This is a genomic window from Actinomadura sp. NEAU-AAG7 (assembly GCF_018603865.1).
Taxonomy (GTDB): Bacteria; Actinomycetota; Actinomycetes; order Streptosporangiales; family Streptosporangiaceae; genus Spirillospora; species Spirillospora litoris.
In genome coordinates this window covers 1849787-1871610 of the sequence record NZ_JAHFZY010000001.1, presented here as the reverse complement: position 1 = coordinate 1871610, position 21824 = coordinate 1849787, and the positions used below count along the sequence as shown (strand labels likewise).

17 protein-coding genes are annotated in these 21824 nt (G+C 72.8%); 9 read left to right on the top strand and 8 right to left on the bottom strand.

Annotated features, from left to right (window positions below):
* Nucleotides 1–69: 69 nt before the first annotated feature.
* Both pstS and mshD read right to left on the bottom strand, forming a co-directional pair.
* A complete protein-coding gene (pstS, locus tag KLI87_RS08540; RefSeq protein WP_214616447.1) occupies nt 70–1176 on the bottom strand; it encodes a phosphate ABC transporter substrate-binding protein PstS in 1107 nt (368 codons plus the stop codon).
* A 395-nt stretch (nt 1177–1571) separates the two neighbouring features.
* Nucleotides 1572–2414: a mycothiol synthase gene (gene mshD, locus KLI87_RS08535; protein ID WP_156214032.1), complete on the bottom strand. Its 843-nt coding sequence runs from the start codon at nt 2412–2414 to the stop codon at nt 1572–1574.
* A 109-nt stretch (nt 2415–2523) separates the two neighbouring features.
* On the opposite strand from mshD, the gene KLI87_RS08530 reads away from it, so the two are divergent.
* The gene (locus KLI87_RS08530; protein ID WP_214616446.1) at nt 2524–4203 is read left to right on the top strand and encodes a bifunctional UDP-sugar hydrolase/5'-nucleotidase; all 1680 of its coding nucleotides are present in this window, start codon (nt 2524–2526) and stop codon (nt 4201–4203) included.
* A gap of 52 nt (nt 4204–4255) precedes the next feature.
* On the opposite strand, the gene KLI87_RS08525 is transcribed toward KLI87_RS08530, so the two are convergent.
* From KLI87_RS08525 to KLI87_RS08505, 5 genes are all read right to left on the bottom strand, one after another.
* Complete coding sequence (locus KLI87_RS08525; RefSeq protein ID WP_156214034.1) at nt 4256–5416, bottom strand: inorganic phosphate transporter; 1161 nt, start codon at nt 5414–5416, stop codon at nt 4256–4258.
* Complete coding sequence (locus tag KLI87_RS08520; protein ID WP_214616445.1) at nt 5413–6030, bottom strand: DUF47 domain-containing protein; 618 nt, start codon at nt 6028–6030, stop codon at nt 5413–5415. Before KLI87_RS08520 ends, KLI87_RS08525 begins: the two co-directional genes overlap by 4 nt.
* 623 nt (nt 6031–6653) lie before the next feature.
* Nucleotides 6654–6845 carry a hypothetical protein gene (locus KLI87_RS08515; RefSeq protein WP_156214035.1) on the bottom strand — a complete coding sequence of 64 codons (192 nt, stop codon included), beginning with the start codon at nt 6843–6845 and terminating at the stop codon, nt 6654–6656.
* A gap of 216 nt (nt 6846–7061) precedes the next feature.
* A complete protein-coding gene (locus tag KLI87_RS41455; RefSeq protein ID WP_214616444.1) occupies nt 7062–11102 on the bottom strand; it encodes an AAA family ATPase in 4041 nt (1346 codons plus the stop codon).
* Nucleotides 11103–11220: 118 nt separating this feature from the next.
* Nucleotides 11221–11742, bottom strand: a complete 522-nt coding sequence (locus KLI87_RS08505; protein ID WP_156214037.1) for a gamma carbonic anhydrase family protein — start codon at nt 11740–11742, stop codon at nt 11221–11223.
* 323 nt (nt 11743–12065) lie between these two features.
* Here KLI87_RS08505 and KLI87_RS08500 point away from each other — a divergent pair, with 323 nt between their 5' ends.
* The 6 genes from KLI87_RS08500 to arfB all read left to right on the top strand — a co-directional run bounded on the left by KLI87_RS08500 (nt 12066) and on the right by arfB (nt 18055).
* The gene (locus KLI87_RS08500) at nt 12066–13145 is read left to right on the top strand and encodes a DivIVA domain-containing protein (RefSeq protein ID WP_214616443.1); all 1080 of its coding nucleotides are present in this window, start codon (nt 12066–12068) and stop codon (nt 13143–13145) included.
* A 57-nt stretch (nt 13146–13202) separates the two neighbouring features.
* Nucleotides 13203–13754 (top strand): peptide deformylase, encoded by a 552-nt coding sequence (gene def, locus KLI87_RS08495; protein WP_214616442.1) that lies wholly within the window; start codon nt 13203–13205, stop codon nt 13752–13754.
* 106 nt (nt 13755–13860) lie between these two features.
* Nucleotides 13861–14598 (top strand): response regulator transcription factor, encoded by a 738-nt coding sequence (locus tag KLI87_RS08490; RefSeq protein ID WP_374225426.1) that lies wholly within the window; start codon nt 13861–13863, stop codon nt 14596–14598.
* A complete protein-coding gene (locus tag KLI87_RS08485) occupies nt 14598–16115 on the top strand; it encodes a cell wall metabolism sensor histidine kinase WalK (protein ID WP_156214039.1) in 1518 nt (505 codons plus the stop codon). The genes KLI87_RS08490 and KLI87_RS08485 overlap by 1 nt, the downstream gene beginning before the upstream one ends.
* 263 nt (nt 16116–16378) lie before the next feature.
* Nucleotides 16379–17440 (top strand): S1C family serine protease, encoded by a 1062-nt coding sequence (locus KLI87_RS08480; RefSeq protein WP_214616441.1) that lies wholly within the window; start codon nt 16379–16381, stop codon nt 17438–17440.
* Between the two features lie 192 nt (nt 17441–17632).
* Nucleotides 17633–18055 carry an alternative ribosome rescue aminoacyl-tRNA hydrolase ArfB gene (arfB, locus tag KLI87_RS08475; RefSeq protein ID WP_214616440.1) on the top strand — a complete coding sequence of 141 codons (423 nt, stop codon included), beginning with the start codon at nt 17633–17635 and terminating at the stop codon, nt 18053–18055.
* A gap of 75 nt (nt 18056–18130) precedes the next feature.
* Here the strand turns inward: arfB and KLI87_RS08470 are convergent, their stop codons facing one another.
* The gene (locus KLI87_RS08470) at nt 18131–19663 is read right to left on the bottom strand and encodes an MFS transporter (protein WP_250903501.1); all 1533 of its coding nucleotides are present in this window, start codon (nt 19661–19663) and stop codon (nt 18131–18133) included.
* Between the two features lie 106 nt (nt 19664–19769).
* Between KLI87_RS08470 and KLI87_RS08465 the strand changes: the two genes are divergently transcribed.
* Nucleotides 19770–20474 (top strand): hypothetical protein, encoded by a 705-nt coding sequence (locus KLI87_RS08465; RefSeq protein ID WP_156214043.1) that lies wholly within the window; start codon nt 19770–19772, stop codon nt 20472–20474.
* Between the two features lie 706 nt (nt 20475–21180).
* Complete coding sequence (locus KLI87_RS08460; protein ID WP_214616439.1) at nt 21181–21774, top strand: TetR/AcrR family transcriptional regulator; 594 nt, start codon at nt 21181–21183, stop codon at nt 21772–21774.
* Nucleotides 21775–21824 lie beyond the last annotated feature (50 nt).

The window sequence follows — 21824 nt, the reverse complement described above, 5'->3', positions numbered from 1 at the left end:
CCGGCCCCGCCGCCGAGCTCCTCGGCGGCGGGGCTGCTGGTGTCGTCATCGGTCGTCAGGACGGCTGCCTCAGGCCAGGGCCTTCACGGACGCCTGGACCTTGGTCAGGACGCTGTCCGGGACGGGGGCGTAGCCGAGGCCCGTCAGGACCTTCTGGCCGTCGGCGCTGGAGGTGTAGGTGAGGAAGGACTTGACGAACTTGGACTGCTCGGCCGGCAGGCCCTTCTCGCACGCGATCTCGTAGGTCACCAGGACGATCGGGTAGGCCCCGGGCTCCTTGGTGGTGTAGTCGATCTTCAGCGCGACGTCGTTGCCGGTGCCGACGACCTTGGCGCCGGTGACGGCCTTGGACGCGCTCTCCGGCGACAGCGTGGTGTACTCACCGGCGCCGTTCTTCACCTGCGCGGTCTGGAGCTTGTTGTTGGTCGCGTACGACAGCTCGACGTAGGAGATCGCGCCGGCGGTGTTCTTGACCTGGCTGGTCACGCCGTCGGACTTCGGCGCGCCCTGGCCGACCGAGTTCGGCCACTTCTTGGCCTTCTCCCACGTCCAGATCTTCGGCGCGGTGGTGTGCAGGTAGTTCGTGAAGTTGTCGGTGGTGCCCGACTCGTCCGAGCGGTAGATCGTCTTGATGTCCGAGGAGGGGAGCTTGGCGCCCTCGTTCTCCTTGGCGATGCCCGGGTCGTTCCACTTCTTGATCTTGCCGGCGAAGATGTTCGCGATCGTCTCGGGCGACAGCTTCAGCCCGTCCACGCCCTGGACGTTGTAGACGACGGCGACCGGGCCGACGACCATCGGCAGGTTGAGGGCGTTGGAGCCCTGGCAGCGCTGCTTGGCCGGGCCGACCTCCTCGGGCTTGAGCGCCGAGTCGGAGCCGGCGAAGGCCACCTGGCCCGCGGTGAACGCCTGGATGCCGGAGCCCGAACCGTTCGGGTTGTAGTTGAGGTTGGCACCCTTGCACTGCTGTGCGTAGATCTTGGTCCATTCCTCGATGGCGTTCTTCTGGGCGCTGGACCCGGCCGCGTTCGCGCTGCTCTTCGCACAGTCGATCTGGCTGGACGGCGCGTTGCTGCTGCTGGCCTCGGTCGTGTTGTCGTCACTTCCGCAGGCCGACAGGGCCAGCGCCCCCGCGACGACCACACCGCCAAGGGCGGCGAGTCGAGAACCGTTCTTCACCGGAGGGTCTCCTCATCAGATTTCGTCGGGCAGGTTCCCCCGACCGTCACGCTGGCGCGGTTCGGCCAGGTGGCGGGGTTGCCGTCGGAAGTGACGCTAAGCAGGGCAGGTGACCAGCCACCCCGATCCAGGTGAACGAATCATGAACGCCGCCGGGCAGAGCTACGAAGAATGTCCCGATTTGCCGTGACCAGGGGGTTAACACCGCAGCTCACGGGCTCCAAAGGGTCGCCCGGATTCGGCAAACCAGGTTTGACTGGCCGCCGTCGTGGGGAACGCGCACGCGCCCGACGATCGTTCCGCAAGCAGGAGTCTGACCTGCGTCGGAACGGCGGCCGCCGCCGGGCGGAGCCCTGTCAGGCGTCCTTGACCGCGGTCAGGCCGGTGTGATCAGGTCAGGCGTACATGACATCGACGGTGTGGGGCGTGAAGCCCAGCGACTCGTACATGCGGACGGCGGCGGTGTTCGACTCGTCCACATAGAGCATGAAGCGGGGCAGACCTTGGGCGCGCAGATGGTGCAGGCCGGTGAGCGTGAGGGCGCGGCCCAGCCCGAGCCCCTGCGCGGACGGGTCGACGCCCACGACGTAGACCTCGCCGAGGCCGTCCGGCTGCACCTTCGTCCAGTGGAAGCCGACGAGGTCGCCGTCGCGCTCGGCGAGGAAGAATCCGGCCGGGTCGAACCACGGCTCGGACTCGCGCTCGCGGAGGTCGTCGATCGTCCAGGCGCCCTGCTCGGGGTGGGACGCGAACGCGCGGGCGTTCACCCGGAGCCAGGCGTCCTCGTCCTGGCCGGGCCGGAAGGTGCGGAGGGTGACGCCGTCCGCGACCCGGGGCTCGGGGAGCGGTCCCCCGGCGGGGCGGCGCATCTGGAACAGGGCCCGCGCGCGGGCCATGCCCTCGGCGGACGCCAGCGCCGCGGCGGCGGGCAGGTCACCGTGCGCCCAGACGCGCAGGGGCCCGCCGGCCCGCTCGCGGAGCGCGCGCAGCAGCCCGCGCCCGTGCCCCCGGCGCCGGTGGTCGGGATGGACGAACAGCTCCGCCGACGCGGGCTCGTCGCCGGTCGCCGGGTCGAGGCGGCCGTAGCCGACGACGGCGCCGCCCTCGGCCACGACCAGGCCGGGACGCCCGGCGCGCACCGCGAGCAGCGCGTGCTCCGACAGCGGGGCGACGCCGTCGGCGCCGGCCGCGGCCCTGGCTGCGGCGAGCACGCCGTCGGTCTCGTTCACGGCCACCAGCCTAGGCGTCCGGCGGGGGCGGACCGTCCGCCTGATCCTGATGAAAACGTCACAAAACTGTCATTGGGTCGCCGGGGCGCGTATGCCGGGCCGTCCTAGCGTGCGGAAAATGACTCGACGACGCACCATCCTGGCCTGCGCCGCCGCCACCGTGACGGTCGTCGCGGTGGCGGCGCAGCCGGCCGCCGCGCGGCCCGCGCCCACCGCGGCAGTGCGGCTGCTCTCGCTGAACGACTTCCACGGCAACCTGGAGGCGCCGACCGGAAGCTCGGGCACCGCGATCGACGAGAACGGCAACGCCGTTCCAGCGGGTGGCGCCACCTACGTGGCGACCCACCTCAAGCGCCTGGCCGACCGGCACACGCTGACGGTCGCGCAGGGCGACCTGATCGGCGCGTCGCCGCTGATCTCCGCCGCCTACCACGACGAGCCCTCGGTGCGGTTCCTCGGGGACGTCGGCGTGACGGCCTCCGCCGTCGGCAACCACGAGTTCGACGAGGGCTACCGGGAGCTCCAGCGCATCCAGGACGGCGGCTGCCACCCCACCGACGGGTGCTCGCCCGCCGGGCGCTGGCGCGGCGCGGAGTACGACTACCTCGCCGCCAACGTGATCCTGGAGAAGCGGAACAAGCCCGTCCTGAAGCCCTGGACGATCCGCCGGGTCAACGGCGTGAAGGTCGGCTTCATCGGCGTCGTCACCAAGACCACCCCGTCCATCGTCACCGCCGACGGCATCAAGGGCCTGCGGTTCGACGACGAGGTCGCGGCGGCCGACCGGTCGGCGCGCGAGCTGAAGCGGCGCGGCGTCCGGGCGATCGTGCTGCTCGTGCACGAGGGCGACCAGGTCAGGTCGGGTTCGCGGCCGGACGAGTGCGGCGTCGTCCCCGGCGCCGGCACCCGCATCGCGCGCGACGCCGACCCCGAGATCGACGTCGTGCTGTCCGGCCACACCCACCAGCAGTACGTGTGCTCGGTCCCGGACCCGAAGGGTCAGCCCCGGCTGTACTCCTCCGGCTCCTCGTTCGGACGGGTGATCACGCAGGTCGACTTCCAGGTGAACAAGCGGACGGGCGACATCGTCCGCTCCTCGCTCAGGGGCGACAACCACGTGGTGACGCGGGACGTCCCGGAGGACCCGGCGACGGTGAGGTTCGTCCAGACCTGGAAGGACCGCGTCTCCGCGATCGCGAACAAGCCGATCGGCAAGATCACCGCCGACCTGACCCGCGCCCCCTCCCCCGCCGGTGAGACCGCCCTCGGCGACGTCGTCGCCGACGCGCAGCTCGCCTCGATGAAGGACAAGGGCGCCCAGGTCGCGCTGATGAACCCCGGCGGCGTCCGGACCGACCTCACCTACAAGGCGAGCGGCTCGGAGGGCGACGGCGTCGTGACCTACGGGGAGGCGTTCGCCGTCCAGCCGTTCAGCAACGTGATGGGCCAGACCTCGCTGACCGGCGCGCAGCTCGACGCGCTGCTGGAGCAGCAGTGGACGCCCACGACCGAGAAGATCCTCCAGCCCTCGTCCGGCCTGCACTTCACGATCGACCGCTCGAAGCCGATCGGCGACCGCGTCTCGGCCATCACGATCGACGGGAAGCCGGTCGACCCGGCCGCCGCCTACAAGGTGTCGGCGAACAACTTCCTGCTCGGCGGCGGCGACGGCTTCAGCGTCTTCACCCAGGGCAAGGACCAGGTCCTCGGCCCGATCGACCTGGACGGCCTCGTCTCCTACCTGGGCGCCCAGGGCACCATCGCGCCCCCGCCCCTGGACCGCATCTCCGGGAAGTAAGCGACCCGGGTGGGCCCGCCGTTCCCCGTGGAGGACGGCGGGCCACCAGGGGTCAGGCGCCGAAGAAGTGGACGATGCCGTAGACGAGGGCGGCGACGGCGGCGGCCGCGGGCATCGTGAGGACCCAGGCGAGGACGATGTTGCCCGCCATGCCCCACCGCACCGCCGACAGCCGCTTGGTCGCGCCGGCGCCCATGATGGCCGAGGTGATCGTGTGGGTGGTCGAGATTGGAGCGTGCCAGAAATACGCGGTCACGTACAGGACGACGGAGGCGGTCGCTTCCGCGGCGAAGCCCTTCGGCGGATCCACCTCGATGACCTTGCGGCCGAGCGTCCGCATGATCCGCCAGCCGCCCGCGTAGGTGCCGAGCGACAGCGCGCCGGCGCACGACACGATCACCCAGGTCGGGACCGAGTTCCCGTCGGAGTGGTCGGTGACGACCAGGGCGAGCACGATGATGCCCATGGTCTTCTGCGCGTCCTGGAGGCCGTGCCCGAGCGCGAGGGACGCCGCCGACAGCGTCTGCGCGATGCGGAAGCGGCGGCCGACCCGTCCCGGGTGCGCGTGCCGGAAGATCCACAGGATCGCGATCATCACCAGGTAGGCGAGCAGGAAGCCGACGACCGGCGACACCACCATCGGGATCGCGACCTTGTCGACGACGCTCGACCAGTTCACCGTCGAGGCGGAGGCGATGCCCGCCCCGACGACCCCGCCGATCAGCGCGTGCGAGGACGAGGACGGCAGCCCGAAGTACCAGGTGATCAGGTTCCAGGTGATCGCGCCGAGCACGCCGGCCGCGATGACCGTGAGGCCGTGCAGGTCGTCCGGCGGGGTGATGACCTCGCTGATCGTCTTGGCGACCTCCACGCCGAGCAGCGCGCCCAGCATGTTCATCACCGCGGCCATCAGCAGCGCGACCCGCGGGGTCAGCGCGCGGGTGGAGACGGCGGTGGCGATCGCGTTGGCGGCGTCGTGGAAGCCGTTGGTGTAGTCGAAGACGAGGGAGACCACGACGACCAGGACGAGTACGGCCGCCTGCGCGTCCGAGCGCAGCCCGACCGCTCCCGCGGCCGTGACCAGCGCGACGCCCGCGAGCAGCAGCAGCCAGGCGCGGCCGGAGACCCGCCGGGTGGCCTGCTCGCCGAGCGTGGCGCCCTCCCCGGCCGACGGCTCCCGCACGAGCGTCGAGCCGTCCCCCGGCGTGCTCATGATTCCTTGACCGCGATGGTCTCGACCGTGTTGGCGACGTGCTCGAAGGCGTCGGCCGCCTCCTCCAACCGGTCGATGACCTGCTTCATCTTCAGCACGGTGAGGGTGTCGTACTCGCCGCTGAACAGGTGCGCCAGCAGCTTGCGGTACACCTGGTCGCCCTGGTTCTCCAGGCGGTTGATCTCGATCCAGTACTCGTTGAGCTCCTTCATCGACCGCAGCCTCGGCATCGCCTCGGCGGTGAGTTCGGCCGCGCGCTCCAGCACCTCCACCATGTGGACGATGCCCTTCGGGAACTCCTCGATCTTGTAGAGAACGACGAGGTCGGCCGCCTCCTCCATCTCGTCCATCACGTCGTCGATCGTCGAGGCCAGCCGGTAGATGTCCTCCCGGTCGAACGGCGTGATGAACGTTTCGTTCAGCCGCCGCATGATCGCATGAGTGCATTCGTCGCCCGCGTGCTCGCAGGCGCGCATCTTCTCGGCGATCGCGGGCCGGTCGGCGCCGTCGCTGATGAGCTCCACGAGCAGCCTGGCGCCGGTGACCAGGTTGTTCGCCGAGTCGGCGAACATGTCGTAGAAGCTGTCCTCACGCGGCGTGAGACGCAAGCGCACGTCGTTCTCCTGATGTGCCGGAACAGTCCGCAGAGGATCGTAGGCGCAACCAGCCGTAAAAAGAACCTTTGCCCCAGCTTCGGCCGGTGTCCTCCATCCTCTCACCTACAAGATTGCCCTAGATCACCAGGTACATACCTGTGAGAGGGCCCCCTATCTGCGGCGATGGCGGGGATCCGGCGGCCACGTGGGCATGCCACGGAGAGTGACCGCGATGGCGAGTGAGATTACTAACAGCCCGGCGGGCGGTGGCGCGGGGGCGGCGTTTCGTCCGAGGTCGCGGGGGTGGCGGCCTCCGTTTCGCCGGGCCGGGGCCCCCGATCGGATGATCACTGTGCGTGGCAATGGCCCCGGAGCCGGGGCGCGCGGGACCGAACGCGGCCGGGCCGGTGGTGGGGTGGCGGGCCGCGGCCGCCTTTCCACGCGCCGTGGAACGGGCCAACCGAACGTTGCGGAAGCGGTCGAGGCCGATGTCGGACTTTCCGAAAAGCGGGCTGAGGGGTGGGCCCTAACGCGAACCGGGGACGCCCGTAATTCGGCGTCCCCGGTGCTCTCGCTGCCTGCTGCCTGCTGCCTGCGCGGCGTCGGCCGGCCGGGGGGCTAGCCCGTTGCTAGTCCCATGGCTAGTCTTGCGGCGTCAGCTCGCGACGACCGGATTCGTCGGACCGTACTCCGAGCACCATGTCGATCTCCGCGACGGACAGCGGCTCCTTGGCCGCCGCCACGGCGCTGAGCATCTCGGCATAGAGTTCGATCTCGTCCAGCGCAACACGGTCGTGGACGCGCAGGTCGAGGTATTGGCGCACCGCGTCCACCTCCGTTCGTTCCCCCCACACCCGGGTTCGAGGCTACGCGTCCCGCCCCGACGGGCACATGACCCAAGAGGGCCATTCGGGGGCCACTCTCCTTGCTGGTCTTCCCGGGTGGGCCGGGAATGATGCGAAAGTCCCGGCCATGAAAGGACACGCGGGCAAGATCGGCCTCCTGCGGGGCCGGGCCGCCGACCTGCGACGGAGAGGCGAAATCCCAGGTCAGCCGCCTGGACGGAAGTCGCCGAGCATCTGCTCCAGCGCCGACTCGGGCAGGTCGCGCGGGGTGAGGCGGGCGACGGTCGCGGCGTTGACGTCGGCGCCCGCGAGCCGCGCGGCCTGCCGCGCGACCGTCTGCTCGAACAGCGCGCGGACGGTGCGCGCGTAGGCGAACGCCGGGTCCTCGCGCAGCCGCGCGAAGCGGTTCAGCAGTTCGACGCGCAGTTCCTCGTCGAGCATGTAGAGGTCGCGTTCCGCATAGTTCTGAAAGAGCTGCACCAGTTCCCTGTCGGCCATTCCGGTGAACTCGACGACGCGTCCGAACTCGCCCCGGAACCCGGGGTTGCCCGCGAGGAACCCCTCCATCTCCGGTCCCTGGCTCGAACAGATCACGACGAACCGTCCGCCGCGGTCGTGCATGGCCCGCCGCAGCTCGCTCACCACGGCCGGGCTCCGGTCGAGCCGGTGCGCCTCCTGGATCAGCAGCACGCCGCCGAGCGCCTGCTCGATCATGCTCGCGACCCGGTTCTCGGTGTCGACCTGGTCGCGTCCGGCCAGGTGGACGGGACGGCACGCCACCACGTGCCCCGCCTCCAGCAGCCCGAGCGCCGCGTAGATGCCGCCGACCAGGCCCGCGACCGTCGTCTTGCCGGTCCCGGCCGGGCCGGTGAAGATCAGGTGCCGGCCGGTCTCGGAGGTCACGCCGTAGCGCGCCCGGTCGGCCGCGAGCCCCGCCTCCTCGGCCAGTTCGCGGACGGTCTCCTTCACCGCGTCCAGCCCCATGAGCTGGTCGAGGCGGCGCAGGTAGCCGCCGATGTCGCCGGGCGGGCGCAGCGCGGGCTCGATGCCCTCGGCGACGCCCGCGAGGTCGTCGGGGGTCAGCACGAGCCGGTCGCGGGAGGCCCCGGCGCGCTCCAGGTGCCGCTGGCACGCCTGGTCGAGGTAGGTCTCCACGAGGCGGGCGTTGACGAGGTCGCCGGGGCCGCGCAGGCGCTCCAGGTCCTCGCGGGCGACCTCCAGCGCGGACGCCCCGATCGTGACGCGGCGCTCCTCGGCGAGCAGGTGCAGCAGCGTCATGCGGTTGTCGAGGTCGCCGAGGTCGGGCATCCGGTGGACGCGGAACACCTGCACCAGCTTGGGATGGTCCTGGACGAGCCGCTTGTAGGCGCGCGGCTCGCACGTCGCGATCACCGGGGTCGCGTTGACCGGGTCGCGGCGGGCCCTGCGGACCGCGCCGACGACGGCCGCGGGGTCGAGCGCCGAGGTGATCGCCACGTCCAGCCGCTCGAACAGGATCGCCGGGCCCGGCTGCGTGAGCAGGCGCGCCATCCGCTCGGCCGGGGCGTCGCGGACGTCCTCGGCGTCGTGCGCGCGGATCGCCCCGTCGCCGACGCCCGCGTCGGCGAGCATCAGCGCGATCATCCGGGCCAGCCGGCGCTGCCCCGAGTGGGGCTGCCCGACCAGCAGCACGCCGGGGACCCCGGGCCGGATCGAGCTGGGCGCGCCGTCCACCCGCGTCCGCTCGGCGCCCGAGTCGGACGGCGCGTTCCACTCCTCGACCTGCGCGCGCAGGTCGTCCAGGAGCTTGGCCGCGTCGTGCTCGCCGGAGACGTAGCCGATCCCGAACCGCTCCAGCGTGCGGCGCCGGCCGCGGTCCTCCGGCGGCGGGATCTCGTGGACGGGCCGCTCCGGTGAGGGCGTGTCGTCCAGGAAGCCGAAGTCGCCGACCATCGTCTCGGACATGACGCGCGTCCCCGGGCCGACGCCGGGGGCCTCGCCGCCCTGCCCGCCGTCCGGGTCGCCCCCCAGGTCGGTGGGGCCGAGCACGCGCGTGCCGGGCGGGCCGGCGGGCGGCCCTGCCTGGGCGGGCTGGGGGGCGGGCTGGGGGGCGGGGCCCTCCAGGCGGGTGGCGTACGGGTCGAACGTCCCCTGAGGCTGCGCCTGCGGCTGCGGAGGTCGGGGTTGTCGCTGAGGCTGGGGCGGCGGCGGGCTTGCCATCGCGGCCGCCGGGACGTTCGCGCCCGGAGGAAGGCCCTGCGCGGGCGGCCCCTCGCCCGGCCGCTGGTAGCCCAGCTGCGTGTAGGGCGGCGCGAAGTTCTCCTCCGGGTGGTCGGGCTCCTGCTCCGGCGGCTGGTAGAGGTTCTGCGGCGGCTCGGGGGGCGGCGCGTACGACGGCCGCGGCGGCTCGGGCGCGTTGTAGGGCGCCGGAGGCTGGACCTGGTTCTGCCCCGGCACGGGTGCCCCGGGCATGCCGAAGGCGGCCTGCGCCCCCGGCATCGGTGCGCCCGGCATGGGATTCGGTACCTGGTTCGGCATGGGCGCGGCAGGCGCGCCGGGGCGCTGGAAGCCGAGTTCGGTGTAGGGCGGCGCGACGCTCGCCTCGTCCTGCTCCTCCTCCCCGGGCATGGGCGAGGCCGCCATCGGGTCAGGCGGAGCGAACGCGGCCTGCTGCCCGCCGTGCGCCATGGGCCCGGGGGCGTTCTCCCATCCCGGCTGCGCGGGCGGCTGGACGAACGGGCGGTCGGGCTGCGCGGGCACGCCGGGAGGCTGCGGGGACGCGCCGGGCGCGAGCCCGGGTTGGCTCTGCATGCCGAACGGCGACGGCTGCGAGGGCGCCGGGCTGGGCGGGGGCGTGGCCGGCGCCTGCGTCGGGGACGCGGCCGTGGCGCGGGCGCGGTTGCGTCCGATGATGCCCGCGACGATCGCCGTCGGGACGGGGAATCCGCGCGGCCGCGCGGGCATGCCGCCGAGGCGGCACCAGGCGAGGTCCACCTCGTACATCGCGGCCAGCAGCGTCTCCGCGCCGGGCCCGGACCCGGCGGCGGACCGCAGCGGCTCGGGCAGCCGCATGTCGACGGGCCACAGGCGGCGCAGCGGGTGCCCCTTCTGCTCGGAGACCGCCTGCACGGTGTAGCGGATCTCCGGGTCGAGCCAGGGGACGATCGAGCCCGCCATGTCCTTGCGGACGACCTCCAGGTCGGCGGCCAGCAGCGCGGCGGCGACCAGGCGCGGTTCCACGTACGCGGGGTCGGCGGGGTCACCGGACAGGTCGGCGATGGCCTCGCTCAGCGTGTAGAAGGCGTGCCGGAAGTTGTCCCCGGGGGAACTCTCGTTCCGCAGCGCGGGCACCAGGTTGGGCGGGCACCGCGTCAGCCACTGCTGGACGAGGGCCTGGTCTCCGTACGGGAGCGCCCCGTAGTCGACGGTCGGGTTGCTCAGCGTCGTCCCGAGGATGGCGAGCAGCGCGTCCGCGCGGGTCTGGAAGCGGGGGTCGTCGCGGAGCGCGCTCGCGACCGCCCACATCGTCCGCAGGACGACCACCGCCGCGTCCACCCGGCTCGCGCGCAGGCGCTCGGAGTAGAGCCCGACGAGCGTCTCCAGCGCGGGCGGGGTGAGCCAGCGCGGGCCGTCGACGTCCGGGAGGGGCTTGGCGCGGTAGGGCTTCCAGAGGTCGAGCATCTGCGCGTCCAGCCGCGCGTCGAAGGCGGGCGCGGACGCGCACCACAGCATCACGCCCCACGCGACCGCCACGGTGGACGGCGTCTCCGGCGTGAACTGCGACCACCAGTGCGGGTACTCGGGCGCGGCCAGCGCGGCGGCCGACTCCACCGTCGCGCGGACGCGCGCGGTCAACTCCGTCGCGAACCCGTGCCCGAAGAACGGCAGCCCGGCGGGCGGCGCGAAGGAGAAGTCGGGCCCGGCCGGGACCACGTGCGGCGGCAGGTTCGGGACCTGCGCGACCCCCTGCCCGGGACGGGCGGCCATGCGGACCGCGGGCGTGCGCGGCGGCGGGCACAGGTACCACTGGCCGTCGGAGGGGTGCAGCCGGTACCAGCGCGCCCACGCTCCGAACAGCCACCAGGTGCCGTCGGGGAGGACGAGCACGCGTCCGCCGATGGCGTGCTGGCGCTGCTGAGGAGGCGCCGACGGCCACCACGCCGCGGACACCATCGCCCTCGTGTCGCGCTCTGCCTCCGCGAACGGATCCTGCCCCATCTGGGGGCTGGGCGGCGGAGCGCTGCCATAGCCCGGTCCCCACACCACGCACGTCATGGTAGTCAGCCGATTGCGGCAGGGGGTCCGCCGACGGCGGCGAACCCGCGTCCCCGCAGGTCACAGGCTCAGCATTCGCCGGAGCCGGACAGCGCCGGCCCCCGGCACACTACTCCCAGTCCGCCGCGCGGTGCCGCGCCGCCTTCGCCGTGTAGATCGGCGGGGTCTGCTCCAGGACGAGCCGGTCGCCGTCCCGCAGCTCCCGGACGATCTTCGCGGGCGTCCCGGCGACGAGCACGCCGGAGGGGATCTTCTTGCCCGGCGGCACCAGCGCGCCCGCCGCGACCAGCGTGCCCGCGCCGATCCGCGCGCCGTTCAGCACGATCGCGCCGATGCCGATCAGCGAGCCGGTCTCGACGTGCGCGCCGTGCACCATCGCCTTGTGGCCGAGGCTGACCCGGTCCTCCAGGACGGCGGGCATCCCCGGGTCGCAGTGCAGGCAGCACAGGTCCTGGATGTTGCACTCCTCGCCGACGACGACCTCCTCGTCCTCGCCGCGCAGCACCGAGCCGTACCAGACGCTGGACGCGCGGCCCAGGCTCACGCGGCCCACCACGACCGCGCCGGGCGCCACCCACGCCTCCGGATGGATCTTCGGCCGGTCCTCGCCCAACGCACCCACGTAGTTCATGCGCCGATGCTAGGACGGCACCGGGACGCCCCCGCCCGCCGGGTCCGGGCGGGTGGGTGCGGGTGGGGTTCGGGTGGGCCGGACTCCACGACACAGCCGCCCGGATAGCGCGAATTTTCCTGACTTTGGATAGTTTGTCGGACCAGCCGGATGAAGAAACCGATGAAGAAACCGCAGCGAGAAGCGCGTTCCGGTTGCGCGAATGGGGTGGACCGGACAAGAGTCGTCCTGACGTTTCTAATGTGGGCCCGCTCACAGGCGGGTGAGGATCGCATCCGACCCTGACGGGGTGATGACCCCCGCCAACGACCCCCCAAGGCACCATGAGCAACGAAGCCGAAATCCTGCCGAACCTCCTCCAAGAAGAGTCCTTCGAGATCGTCATGCGCGGCTACAACCGCCGCCAGGTCGACGACTACATCGCCCGCGCGCAGCAGAAGCACCGCGAACTGGAGGCCCGGCTCGCCCGCGCCCAGGACGACGCCGAGCGCATCCGCCGCGAGATGGCCGAGGTCCGGGAGGCCCGCAAGCCGACCGGGGACGACCTGAGCGACCGGCTCCGCCAGATCATCAACCTCGCCGAGGACGAGGCCAGCGACAAGGTCGCCGAGGCCGAGGCGGCGGGCGCGGAGATCCGCGAGGACGCCGAGCGCGAGTCCAAGCGCATCATCGACGACGCGCGCTCGCACGCCGAGAAGAACCTGGCCCAGGCCCAGGAGAAGGCCGAGAACGTGCTCGCCTCGGCCAAGAAGGAGTCCGACAGCGTGCTGTCCGCCGCCAAGCAGGAGGCGGAGCAGACGGTGACCAGCGCCCGGATCGAGGCCGAGCGCACGCTCACCGCGTCCGAGCGCCGCGCCAGCGTGATCAACGAGGGCGCGACGCAGCGGCTGACCTCGCTCACCAAGAACCACACCCAGGCCCTCCAGCGCCTCACCGAGATCAGCGAGACGCTGCACCGGCTGCTGACCGCCGAGAACGAGGCGGGGCCGCTGGAGAAGATGGTCGAGGACGCCGTCCGGCAGTCGCCGCCGCGCAAGCAGCCGGCCGCCGCGCCCCCGGCGTCCCCTTCGGCGTCCCACTCCGCCTCGGCGCCGAAGCCGGTGAGCGCCGTCCCGGCGACGCCCGCGACGCCGGTGGCACCGGCCGCCCCGGCGAAGCCCGCCCCGGCGCCGGTCGCCGCCAAGCCGTCGTCCCCGCCGTCCTCGTCGACGTCGGCGACGCCGCTGCCGTCCGGCCCGTCCGGTCCGTCCGGCCCGTCGCTGAGCAAGGCCGACCCGGAGCCGGCGTCCGCCGACGCCCCGGCCGCGCAGGTGCCCCCGCAGGCCCCGCGCTCGCCGCAGCCGCCGCGCCCGCAGGAGGACGACGGCCCGCTGTCGCCGCGCGGCCCCGCCGACCTGGGCTGACCTCGGCTCCGCCGCCCGCCGCGTTCCGGCGGTTCCGGGGTCTCGTAGGATCTCGGGGTGAGCAAGAAGACCGCCGCGCACGCCGACCGCCGGGGACGGCGCCGCGGGACCCCCCGTCCGATCAGGCTCCTCGGGGACCCCGTCCTGCGCACCGCGTGCGACCCCGTGACCAGGTTCGACGAGTCGCTGGAACGCCTGGTCGACGACATGTTCATCACCATGTACGACGAGGACGGCGCGGGCGTGGCCGCCAACCAGGTCGGCGTCCCGCTCCGCGCGTTCGTCTACGACTGCAAGGACGACCGCGACCGCCGCCACGTCGGCCACGTCGTCAACCCGGTGCTGGTCGCCGCCGACGGCGAGCCGCTCGTCGAGCGCGAGGGCTGCCTGTCGCTGCCCGGCATGAACTTCCCGACCCCCCGCTTCCCCCACGCGGTCGTCGAGGGCGTGGACGTGAAGGGCAGGCCCGTCCGCGTCGAGGGCACCGGCTACTTCGCACGGTGCCTCCAGCACGAGTGCGGCCACCTCGACGGCGAGGTCTACGTGGACGTCCTGTCCGGCGACACGCGCCGCGAGGCGATGCGCGCGATCCGCGCGCTCAACCGCTGAATTCCGCGCGCCCGCCGACGATCCTCCGCGCGCGGACGGGTGACGTTCAGGTCGCTTTCAGGTTCGGATGCCACCCTCTGCCATGATTGGTGGAGGGGGGCCACACGTGTCACTGGTTGAGCGGACGGCGAACGGCGGCGGCAGGGCGGCCGAGGCGACGCTGCTCGTCGTCGAGGACGAGCCGAACATCCTGGAGCTGCTCTCGGGGAGCCTGCGCTTCACCGGCTTCGAGGTCGTCACCGCGACCAACGGCGCCGACGCCGTGCAGGCCGCCCGGCGGCACCGCCCCGACCTGATCGTGCTGGACGTGATGCTGCCCGACATCGACGGGTTCGACGTCGCGCGGCGGCTGCGGTCGGGCGGCGACCACACGCCGGTGCTGTTCCTCACCGCGCGCGACGCCGTCCAGGACCGCGTCAAGGGCCTGACGATCGGCGGCGACGACTACGTCACCAAGCCGTTCAGCCTGGAGGAGGTCATCGCCCGCATCCGCGCCGTGCTCCGCCGGTTCCGCGGCGGGGTGGCCGAGGCGACGCCGCGGATGGTCTTCGCCGACGTCGAGCTCGACGAGGACAGCCACGAGGTCTGGCGCGACGGCCGGCCCGTCCAGCTCTCGCCGACCGAGTTCAAGCTGCTGCGCTACTTCATGGCCAACGCGGGGCGCGTGCTGTCGAAGGCGCAGATCCTCGACCACGTGTGGAACTACGACTTCCGGGGCGACGCGGGGATCGTCGAGTCCTACGTCTCCGCGCTGCGCCGCAAGGTCGACAACGTCGAGCCGCGGCTGATCCACACGTTGCGCGGCGTGGGATACGTGCTGCGCGAGCCCCCCGCCCCGGGCTGATGGCCACGCGGGCCCCCGCGCTCGATCCCGCCGGTCCCGGCACCGCGCGGCCCACCTGGCGGCTCGGCTCCTTCTGGGGGCGGACGACGCTGCGCGTGAAGCTGGTGGCGGGGATGCTCGTCCTCGTCACGCTCGGGATGACCGCGATGAGCGCGGCGAGCACGTCCGTCCTGCGCGAGTACCTGGTGACGCGGGCCGACGACCAGCTGCGGGGCTGGGTGCAGCGCTCGCTGACGCAGGTCGTCCCGCAGTTGCAGACCGGACGCGCGCAGATCGACGTGCGCATCCCGAGCGAGATGAACGTGCAGATCCGCGACGAGGCCGGACGGCCCGTCCAGCAGAACAGCCCGTGGGGCGTGGAGGGCTACCCGAGGCTCCCGAAGAACCTCGACCGGCACCTCTACGAGCCGTTCACGGTGAGCGGCGGCGGCCCCGGCTCGCCGTGGCGCGTGCTCGCCGAGCCGATCCCGGGCGGCGGCGTGATCATCCTCGGGCTCAGCATGGACGAGATCGAGCGCACGGTCGGGCGGCTCGTCGCGATCGACGTGATCGTGGGGCTGCTCGTGCTCGCGGTGCTGGTCGTCCTCGGCGTGTGGGTGGTGCGGGCCTCGCTGCGCCCGCTCCGGGCGGTGGAGGAGACCGCCGGGGCGATCGCGGCCGGCGACCTGTCCAGACGCGTGCCCGAGGACGATCCGGCCACCGAGATGGGACGGCTCGGCCGCTCGCTGAACGTGATGCTCAGCCAGATCGAGTCGGCGTTCGGCGCCCGCGCGCAGTCCGAGGCCGCCGCGCGCCGGTCGGAGGACGCGGCCCGCCACTCCGAGGAGCGCATGCGCCGGTTCGTCGCCGACGCGGGCCACGAACTGCGCACCCCGCTCACCGCGATCCGCGGTTTCGCCGAGTTCTACCGGCAGGGCGCCGCCCGGGACCCGGCCGACGTCGCCCGGCTCATCGGGCGCATCGAGGAGACCGCGTCCCGGATGGGCCTGCTCGTCGAGGACCTGCTGCTGCTCGCCCGCCTCGACCGCGAGCGCCCGATCGAGCGGCGCCCGGTGGACCTGCTCGCGGTCGCCGCCGACTCCGTCCAGGAGGCGCGGGTCCTCGCGCCCGCGCGGACGGTCGAGCTGTCGGTCGAGGGCGGCATGGCCTACCAGGTGCGCGGGGACGAGCCGCGGCTGCGGCAGGTGCTCGGCAACCTGCTGACCAACGCGATCCGGCACACCCCCGAGGGCACGCCGGTCGAGGTGCGGCTGTCGCCCGGCACGCTGCGCGGCGCGCCCGCCGCGATCGTCGAGGTCGCCGACGAGGGGCCGGGGCTGTCCCCCGAGCAGGCCGAGCGCGTCTTCGAGCGGTTCTACCGCGCCGACCCGTCCCGCTCCCGGGAGGACGGCGGCACCGGCCTCGGCCTCGCCATCGTCGCCGCGCTCGTCGCCGCGCACAACGGGCTCGTGGAGGCCGACTCCACCCCGGGCGAGGGCGCGCTGTTCCGGGTCGTCCTCCCCCTGGATCCGGACTGATCTTTTTCGCGGGTGATCTTCAGGCTCCTTTCAGGAAGGTGCGCTTGGGTGAGTGATCACAGGGCGCGGCCCGATCCCGGCGGGACCGGGGGAGACGCGCCCTGGCCAACGTCACGGCACCGTGGCCGAGGGGGCGCACGCCGCACACCCCCTCGGCCACGGTTTTTTCGTGGCGTCTCCCCGTTCAGCACACTTTCAGGTTGGCTCCAGGCGGGATGCAGGCCCGGGACGCAGGCTCATGGGTGACGAGACAGGGAGAAGACATGAGCGCCGACCAACCGCGGCAGCCTTGGGAGCCGCAACGACCGGACCTCGCTCCGCACGGCCCGACCTGGCAGCGGCCCGGTGGACCCGGAGCGCCGTCCCACCCGACAGCCCCGACCGACCCGCCCTTCCACACCGACCCGCCCGCCCCGCCCTACCAGGCCGGGCCACAGGGCGGCCCGCACTTCCCGCCCTACCAGACCGTCACCGACCCGATCGCGCCGCAGCGGCCCGGGTTGTGGACGGCCCGCCGCAAGCTCGCCGCGTTCGGCGCCGCCGCGCTGATCGCGGTGGGCGCGGGCGGCACCGGAGCGGCCCTGGCGATGGCCGTGACGGACGGCACGACCGCATCCACCAGCCCCACGGCCGTCGCCGGGGCGTCCACGAAGGCGGGCACGATCGCGCAGGTCGCCAAGGCGGTGCAGCCGAGCGTGGTGTCGATCCAGGCGCAGACCGCGCAGGGCACCTCGGGCGGCTCCGGCGTGATCCTGCGCGCGGACGGCATGATCATGACGAACGCGCACGTCGTCTCCGGCGTCCGCCAGGCGCAGGTCAAGCTCAGCGACGGCCGCACCGCTCCCGCGCGCGTGCTGGGCGCCGACACCCGCAACGACATCGCCGTGATCAAGGCCGAGGGCCTGTCCGGCCTGAAGCCCGCCACGCTCGGCGACAGCGCGGCGCTCGCGGTCGGCGACCAGGTCCTCGCCGTCGGCAGCCCGCTCGGCCTGGACGGCTCGGTCACCTCCGGCATCGTCAGCGCCCTCGGCCGCCAGATCCAGGAGGGCGGCGGCGGTGGTGAGCAGAACCTGCCGCCCGGCATGCGCGGGCAGCTGTCCCAGCAGCAGCAGACGGTGATCGAGAACGCGATCCAGACCGACGCCGCGATCAACCCCGGCAACTCCGGCGGCGCGCTCGTCAACGCGGCCGGGCAGGTGATCGGCGTCAACACCGCCATCGCGACCTCCGGCGGCAGCGGCGGCAACATCGGCGTCGGCTTCGCGATCCCCTCCAACACCGCCAAGAAGGTGGTGCAGCAGATCATCGACGGTCCGCAGACCTGACCTGGGACGGCCGCCCGTTCAAGCTCTGGGGGGAGCGGGAGGACGGACGGCCGCCCCAGGTCAACAGGGCCTCTCCCGGGCCGGGGAGAGGCCCGAGAACGGCCGCGTGCCCTGGGGACACGCGGCCGTTCTCGCATTCCCGGCAGGAAAACCGGACGACAAGCCTTCGCCCGTCCGGGGATAATCGACGACATGTCCGAGGAGCTGCACGTCCGCGGCTCGGTCTCCGTGCCGGAGTCCGAGCTGCGCTGGCGCTTCTCCCGGTCCTCCGGCCCCGGCGGGCAGCACGTCAACACCAGCGCGACCGCCGCCGAGCTCTCCTACGACGTCGCCGCCTCGTCCCTGCCCGAGCCCTACAAGGCCCGCGCGCTGGAGCGGCTGGCCGGGCGCCTCGTCCGCGGCGTCCTCACGATCCGCGCCGAGGAGTTCCGCTCCCAGCTCCGCAACCGCGACGCCGCCCGCGCGCGGCTGGCCGCGATCCTCGCCGAGGCCACCGCCCCGCCGCCGAAGAAGCGCGTGCCCAAGAAGATCCCGCGCGGCATCAACGAGCGCCGCCTGGAGAACAAGAAGCGCCGCTCCGACGTGAAGCGCTCCCGCTCCCGCCGCTGGGACTAGCCGGGGGGTGTTCATGTCGATCCTGTACGGGCGCGGAATCGCTTCGCGGTCTTCGCGGTGGCTGAGGTCGCTGCCCTAAGCGGCCGCGCGTTCGGCCACGGGCTGCGCGTCCACCGCTTCTTCATGGGACGGCCCGGTGGGGCGCGTCGCCCGGATCAGGAGCGCGAGGGCCGCGAAGATCACGGCGGAGACGGCGCCGGTGATGTTCAGCCCGACGGTGAACGCGTCGTGGGCGGTGCGCAGCAGCGCCTCGGCCTGGTCGCCCGGCAGGTCGCGGGCGGCCGCGTCGGCGCCCGCGAGCGTCTGGCGCGCGGCGGCGGGCGCGTCCGCCATCCGGGACCGGTAGACGGCGGCGCCGACCACCCCGAGCGCCGCCATGCCGAGCGAGGAGCCGAAGTAGTTGCTGGTCTCCGACATCGCGGCCGCCGCGCCCGCCCGCCGCGGCGGCACCGAGCCGACGACCAGGCCGGTGCCGAGCGCGAACAGCGGCCCGGTGCCGAGCGCGAGCACGGTGACCCCGGCGATCAGCCACGGGAGGCCGTCCGCGCCGTCCACCCGGGTCAGCAGGACGCAGCCGGCGACCGACAGGCAGAGCCCGGCGGCGATCGCCGAGGCCGGACGCATCCGCCGCGCCAGCAGGGGTGCGGTCATCGTCCCGGCCGCGACGCCCAGGCCCATCGGCGCGAACAGCACCGCCGAGGCCAGCGGCGAGTGCCCCAGCACGCCCTGGAGGTACTGCGTGGCCATCAGCCCCGTCCCGGCCATGGCGACCCCCGCGAACACCAGACCCACCAGGACGGCGGCGAACGAGCGGTTCCGCAGCAACCGCAGATCCAGCAGCGGCTCCCCCAGCGTGAGCTGCCGCCGGACGAACACCACGCCCACGACCACGCCGCCGACGATCGCGGCGACCGGAACGGGCGTCCCGGCCGAGGCGTCGACGGCGAGCCGCTTGAGCCCGTAGACGACGGGCAGCACCGCCGCCAGCGACAGCCCGACGCTGAGCAGGTCGAGCCGTCCGCGCGCGGGGGCGCGGAACTCGGGCAGCAGCACCGGCCCGAGCACCAGCAGGCCGACCATGACCGGCACCGCGACCAGGAACACCGACCCCCACCAGAACCACCGCAGCAGCAGCCCCGCCAGCACGGGCCCGAGCGCTCCCCCGGCGAACTGGCAGGTCGCCCAGATCGCGATGGCTCGGCCGCGCCGCCGCTCGTCGCGGAACATGTTGGTGATCAGTGCGAGCGTCGAGGGCATCAGCGTCGCCCCCGCGACCCCGAGCAGCGCCCTGGCGGCGATCAGCATCTGCGGGTTCACCGCGTACGCGGACACCACCGACAGGACCGCGAACGCCGTGCCGCCGACCAGCAGCAGCCGGCGGCGCCCGATCCGGTCGCCGAGCGTCCCCATCGTGATCACGAACCCGGCCATCAGGAACCCGTAGCCGTCGGTGATCCACAACTGCTCGGTGCCGCTCGCGCCGAGATCCTCGCTGATCTGCGGCAACGCCAGGAACAGCGACGTGATGTCCATCGCGACCAGCAGCGTCGGCAGGACGAGCACCGCCAGCCCGAGCCATGCGCGCCGGGGCGCGATCTCCTGTGTCATGTCGGTCTCCTCTTCCGGAGGGGGCACGTTCACGACTGGGTCGGAGCCGCGGACCGGATCTCGACAACACCTTGACGTGAAGATCGCGTCAGGATCTCCTTGACGCATGAGCGAATCCGCGGAGTTGAACCGCGCGTCCCGGATCCGGGTGGCGCTGAGCGAGGCCGCCGCCCAACTGGCCGACCGCGCCGCCGTCCTCGTCCGCACCGGGTCCGACGGGCTCCCGGGCGACCTCACCGACGAGGCGCGGCGGCTCCTCGCGCAGGCCGAGCAGGTCCTGGAGCTGGCGGTGCTGTGCGACCGCAGGCGCGGCGCGCCGTGGGCGGCCATCGGCGAGGCCCTCGGCGACGTCTCGAAGCAGACCGCGCACGAACGCTACGCCGAGGCCGACCGGCGGCTCGACGAGGCGCTCATCGAGCACTGGCTGACCGGCGAGTCCCCCGCCGCCGACCTGCCGCCCGGCGCCGACGCGTCCGTCCGCACCCTCGTCCGGCTGGACGAGTGGGCCGCGACCCGCAACCGCGTCGCCACCGTCCCCGACGAGGACCCCGAACGCCAGGTGACCTCCGGCCTCGCACCGATGACGACCGCCGAGCACGGCGCCCTGCTCACCGCCGCCGAGGCCCTGATCGGCACGATCACCGACACCGTCCGCCGCCACGCCCTGGAGGAGGGCCACGCCAACCGCGCCGTCCAGTGGCACGAACGCCGCCTCGCGGACGAGCTGGCCGCCCCCGGCAGCACCGGAACCCCGGTAGAGGAACTCCGCGAACACCTGACCAAGGCCCGCACCCGCCTAACCGACCTCTAGCCCCGGAAAGCACGCGGCGACCCCGCACCTCCCCGCGACACCCGCGGCCGTTACGGGTGTGCGGAAGGTAGGCCTCACCGTTGCGTGCGGTGCGTCCCCTCACTCGCCAGTGTAACTTTTAGTAGTCGATTGAGTTCGAGGAGTAGTTGTGAAAGATGTTCCGGTCGCCCTGCGCGTTCTCGCCGCCGCGCCGAATGCGGTCCGGCGTGCGGGGGCGGCGTGAGAGGGATTCCTCGCCGTTCGGTTACGGGGTGATCTATCTCAGGAAATGAGTCGCATTGGTGAGGGGCCGCGTCGAGGGTCCGCGCATATCGCCGTGCCGGGTTTCATTGGGGTCCCCTTCGCGAGAAGAGCTCGTCCGGTGAACTCTGCTCTTGTGGACGGGGCCTCGACGCATGGGTGCCGGCCTTGCCGTGGCGTCCGTTCGGGCCGGGGCGAGCGATAAGTGCCGCTGCCGCGTGCCCGCGGTGTGACACTCATAGGTGCCTGGCGGCGTCCTCCCGGGCGTTCGCGCCCGGACGCCCGGGCACCGGCGAGGTTCGTCTAGCTGAAAGTTAGTCCTCGTCACACAGGGCGACAAGAACCGGGGGTAGAGGGCGCTTCTCACCGGGCGGCCATGGCACCCTCACCACCTGGGCCATGGACGCGCCCCGTCGAGCGGGAGTGACCTACTTGATCGAGAAAGCACGGAACAGGAGAGGGAGCGATGGTGCGCACGAACCCCGAGCGTCGGGAGGCCCTGCTGGACGCGGCGATCGAACTGCTCGCCCAGCGCGGAGCCCGCGGGGTCACCTACCGCGCACTCGACACCCAGGCCGGGGTCCCCACCGGCACCTCTCTGCACTACTTCCGCAACCGCGAAGAGCTGCTCAAACAGCTCGCCTACCGCGTCCTGAAACGCTACAAGCAGCGTGAGGACAGGAACCGCGACGCCGTCGCCGCCCCGCTCGACCGCGAGGCCCTCACGACGTTGTTCCAGCAGAGCGTCCGCCAGGCCATCGCCGACTCCACCCTCCAGACCGCCTCGATCGAGCTGGCCCTGGAGGCGTCCCGCAGCCCCGACCTTCAGCCGATCATGGTCGAGATGACCCGCACCGGGATCAGCGACGACTTCTCCGACCTGGCCGCCCGCCAGGGGGCGGACGGCACCAACGACCTCACCATGCTCTACATGGCCCTGCACTCGCTGGTCACCCACATGGTGCTCATTCCGGGCGCCCTACCGGTGACCGACATCGACGAACTCGTCGCCCATTTCATCCACCGCCTGATCCCAGAACAGGAACCCGACACCTCCTGACCCCGAGCACCCCTCCTCCCGGGCCGGGGCCGGCGCCGTCGCGCTTGCAG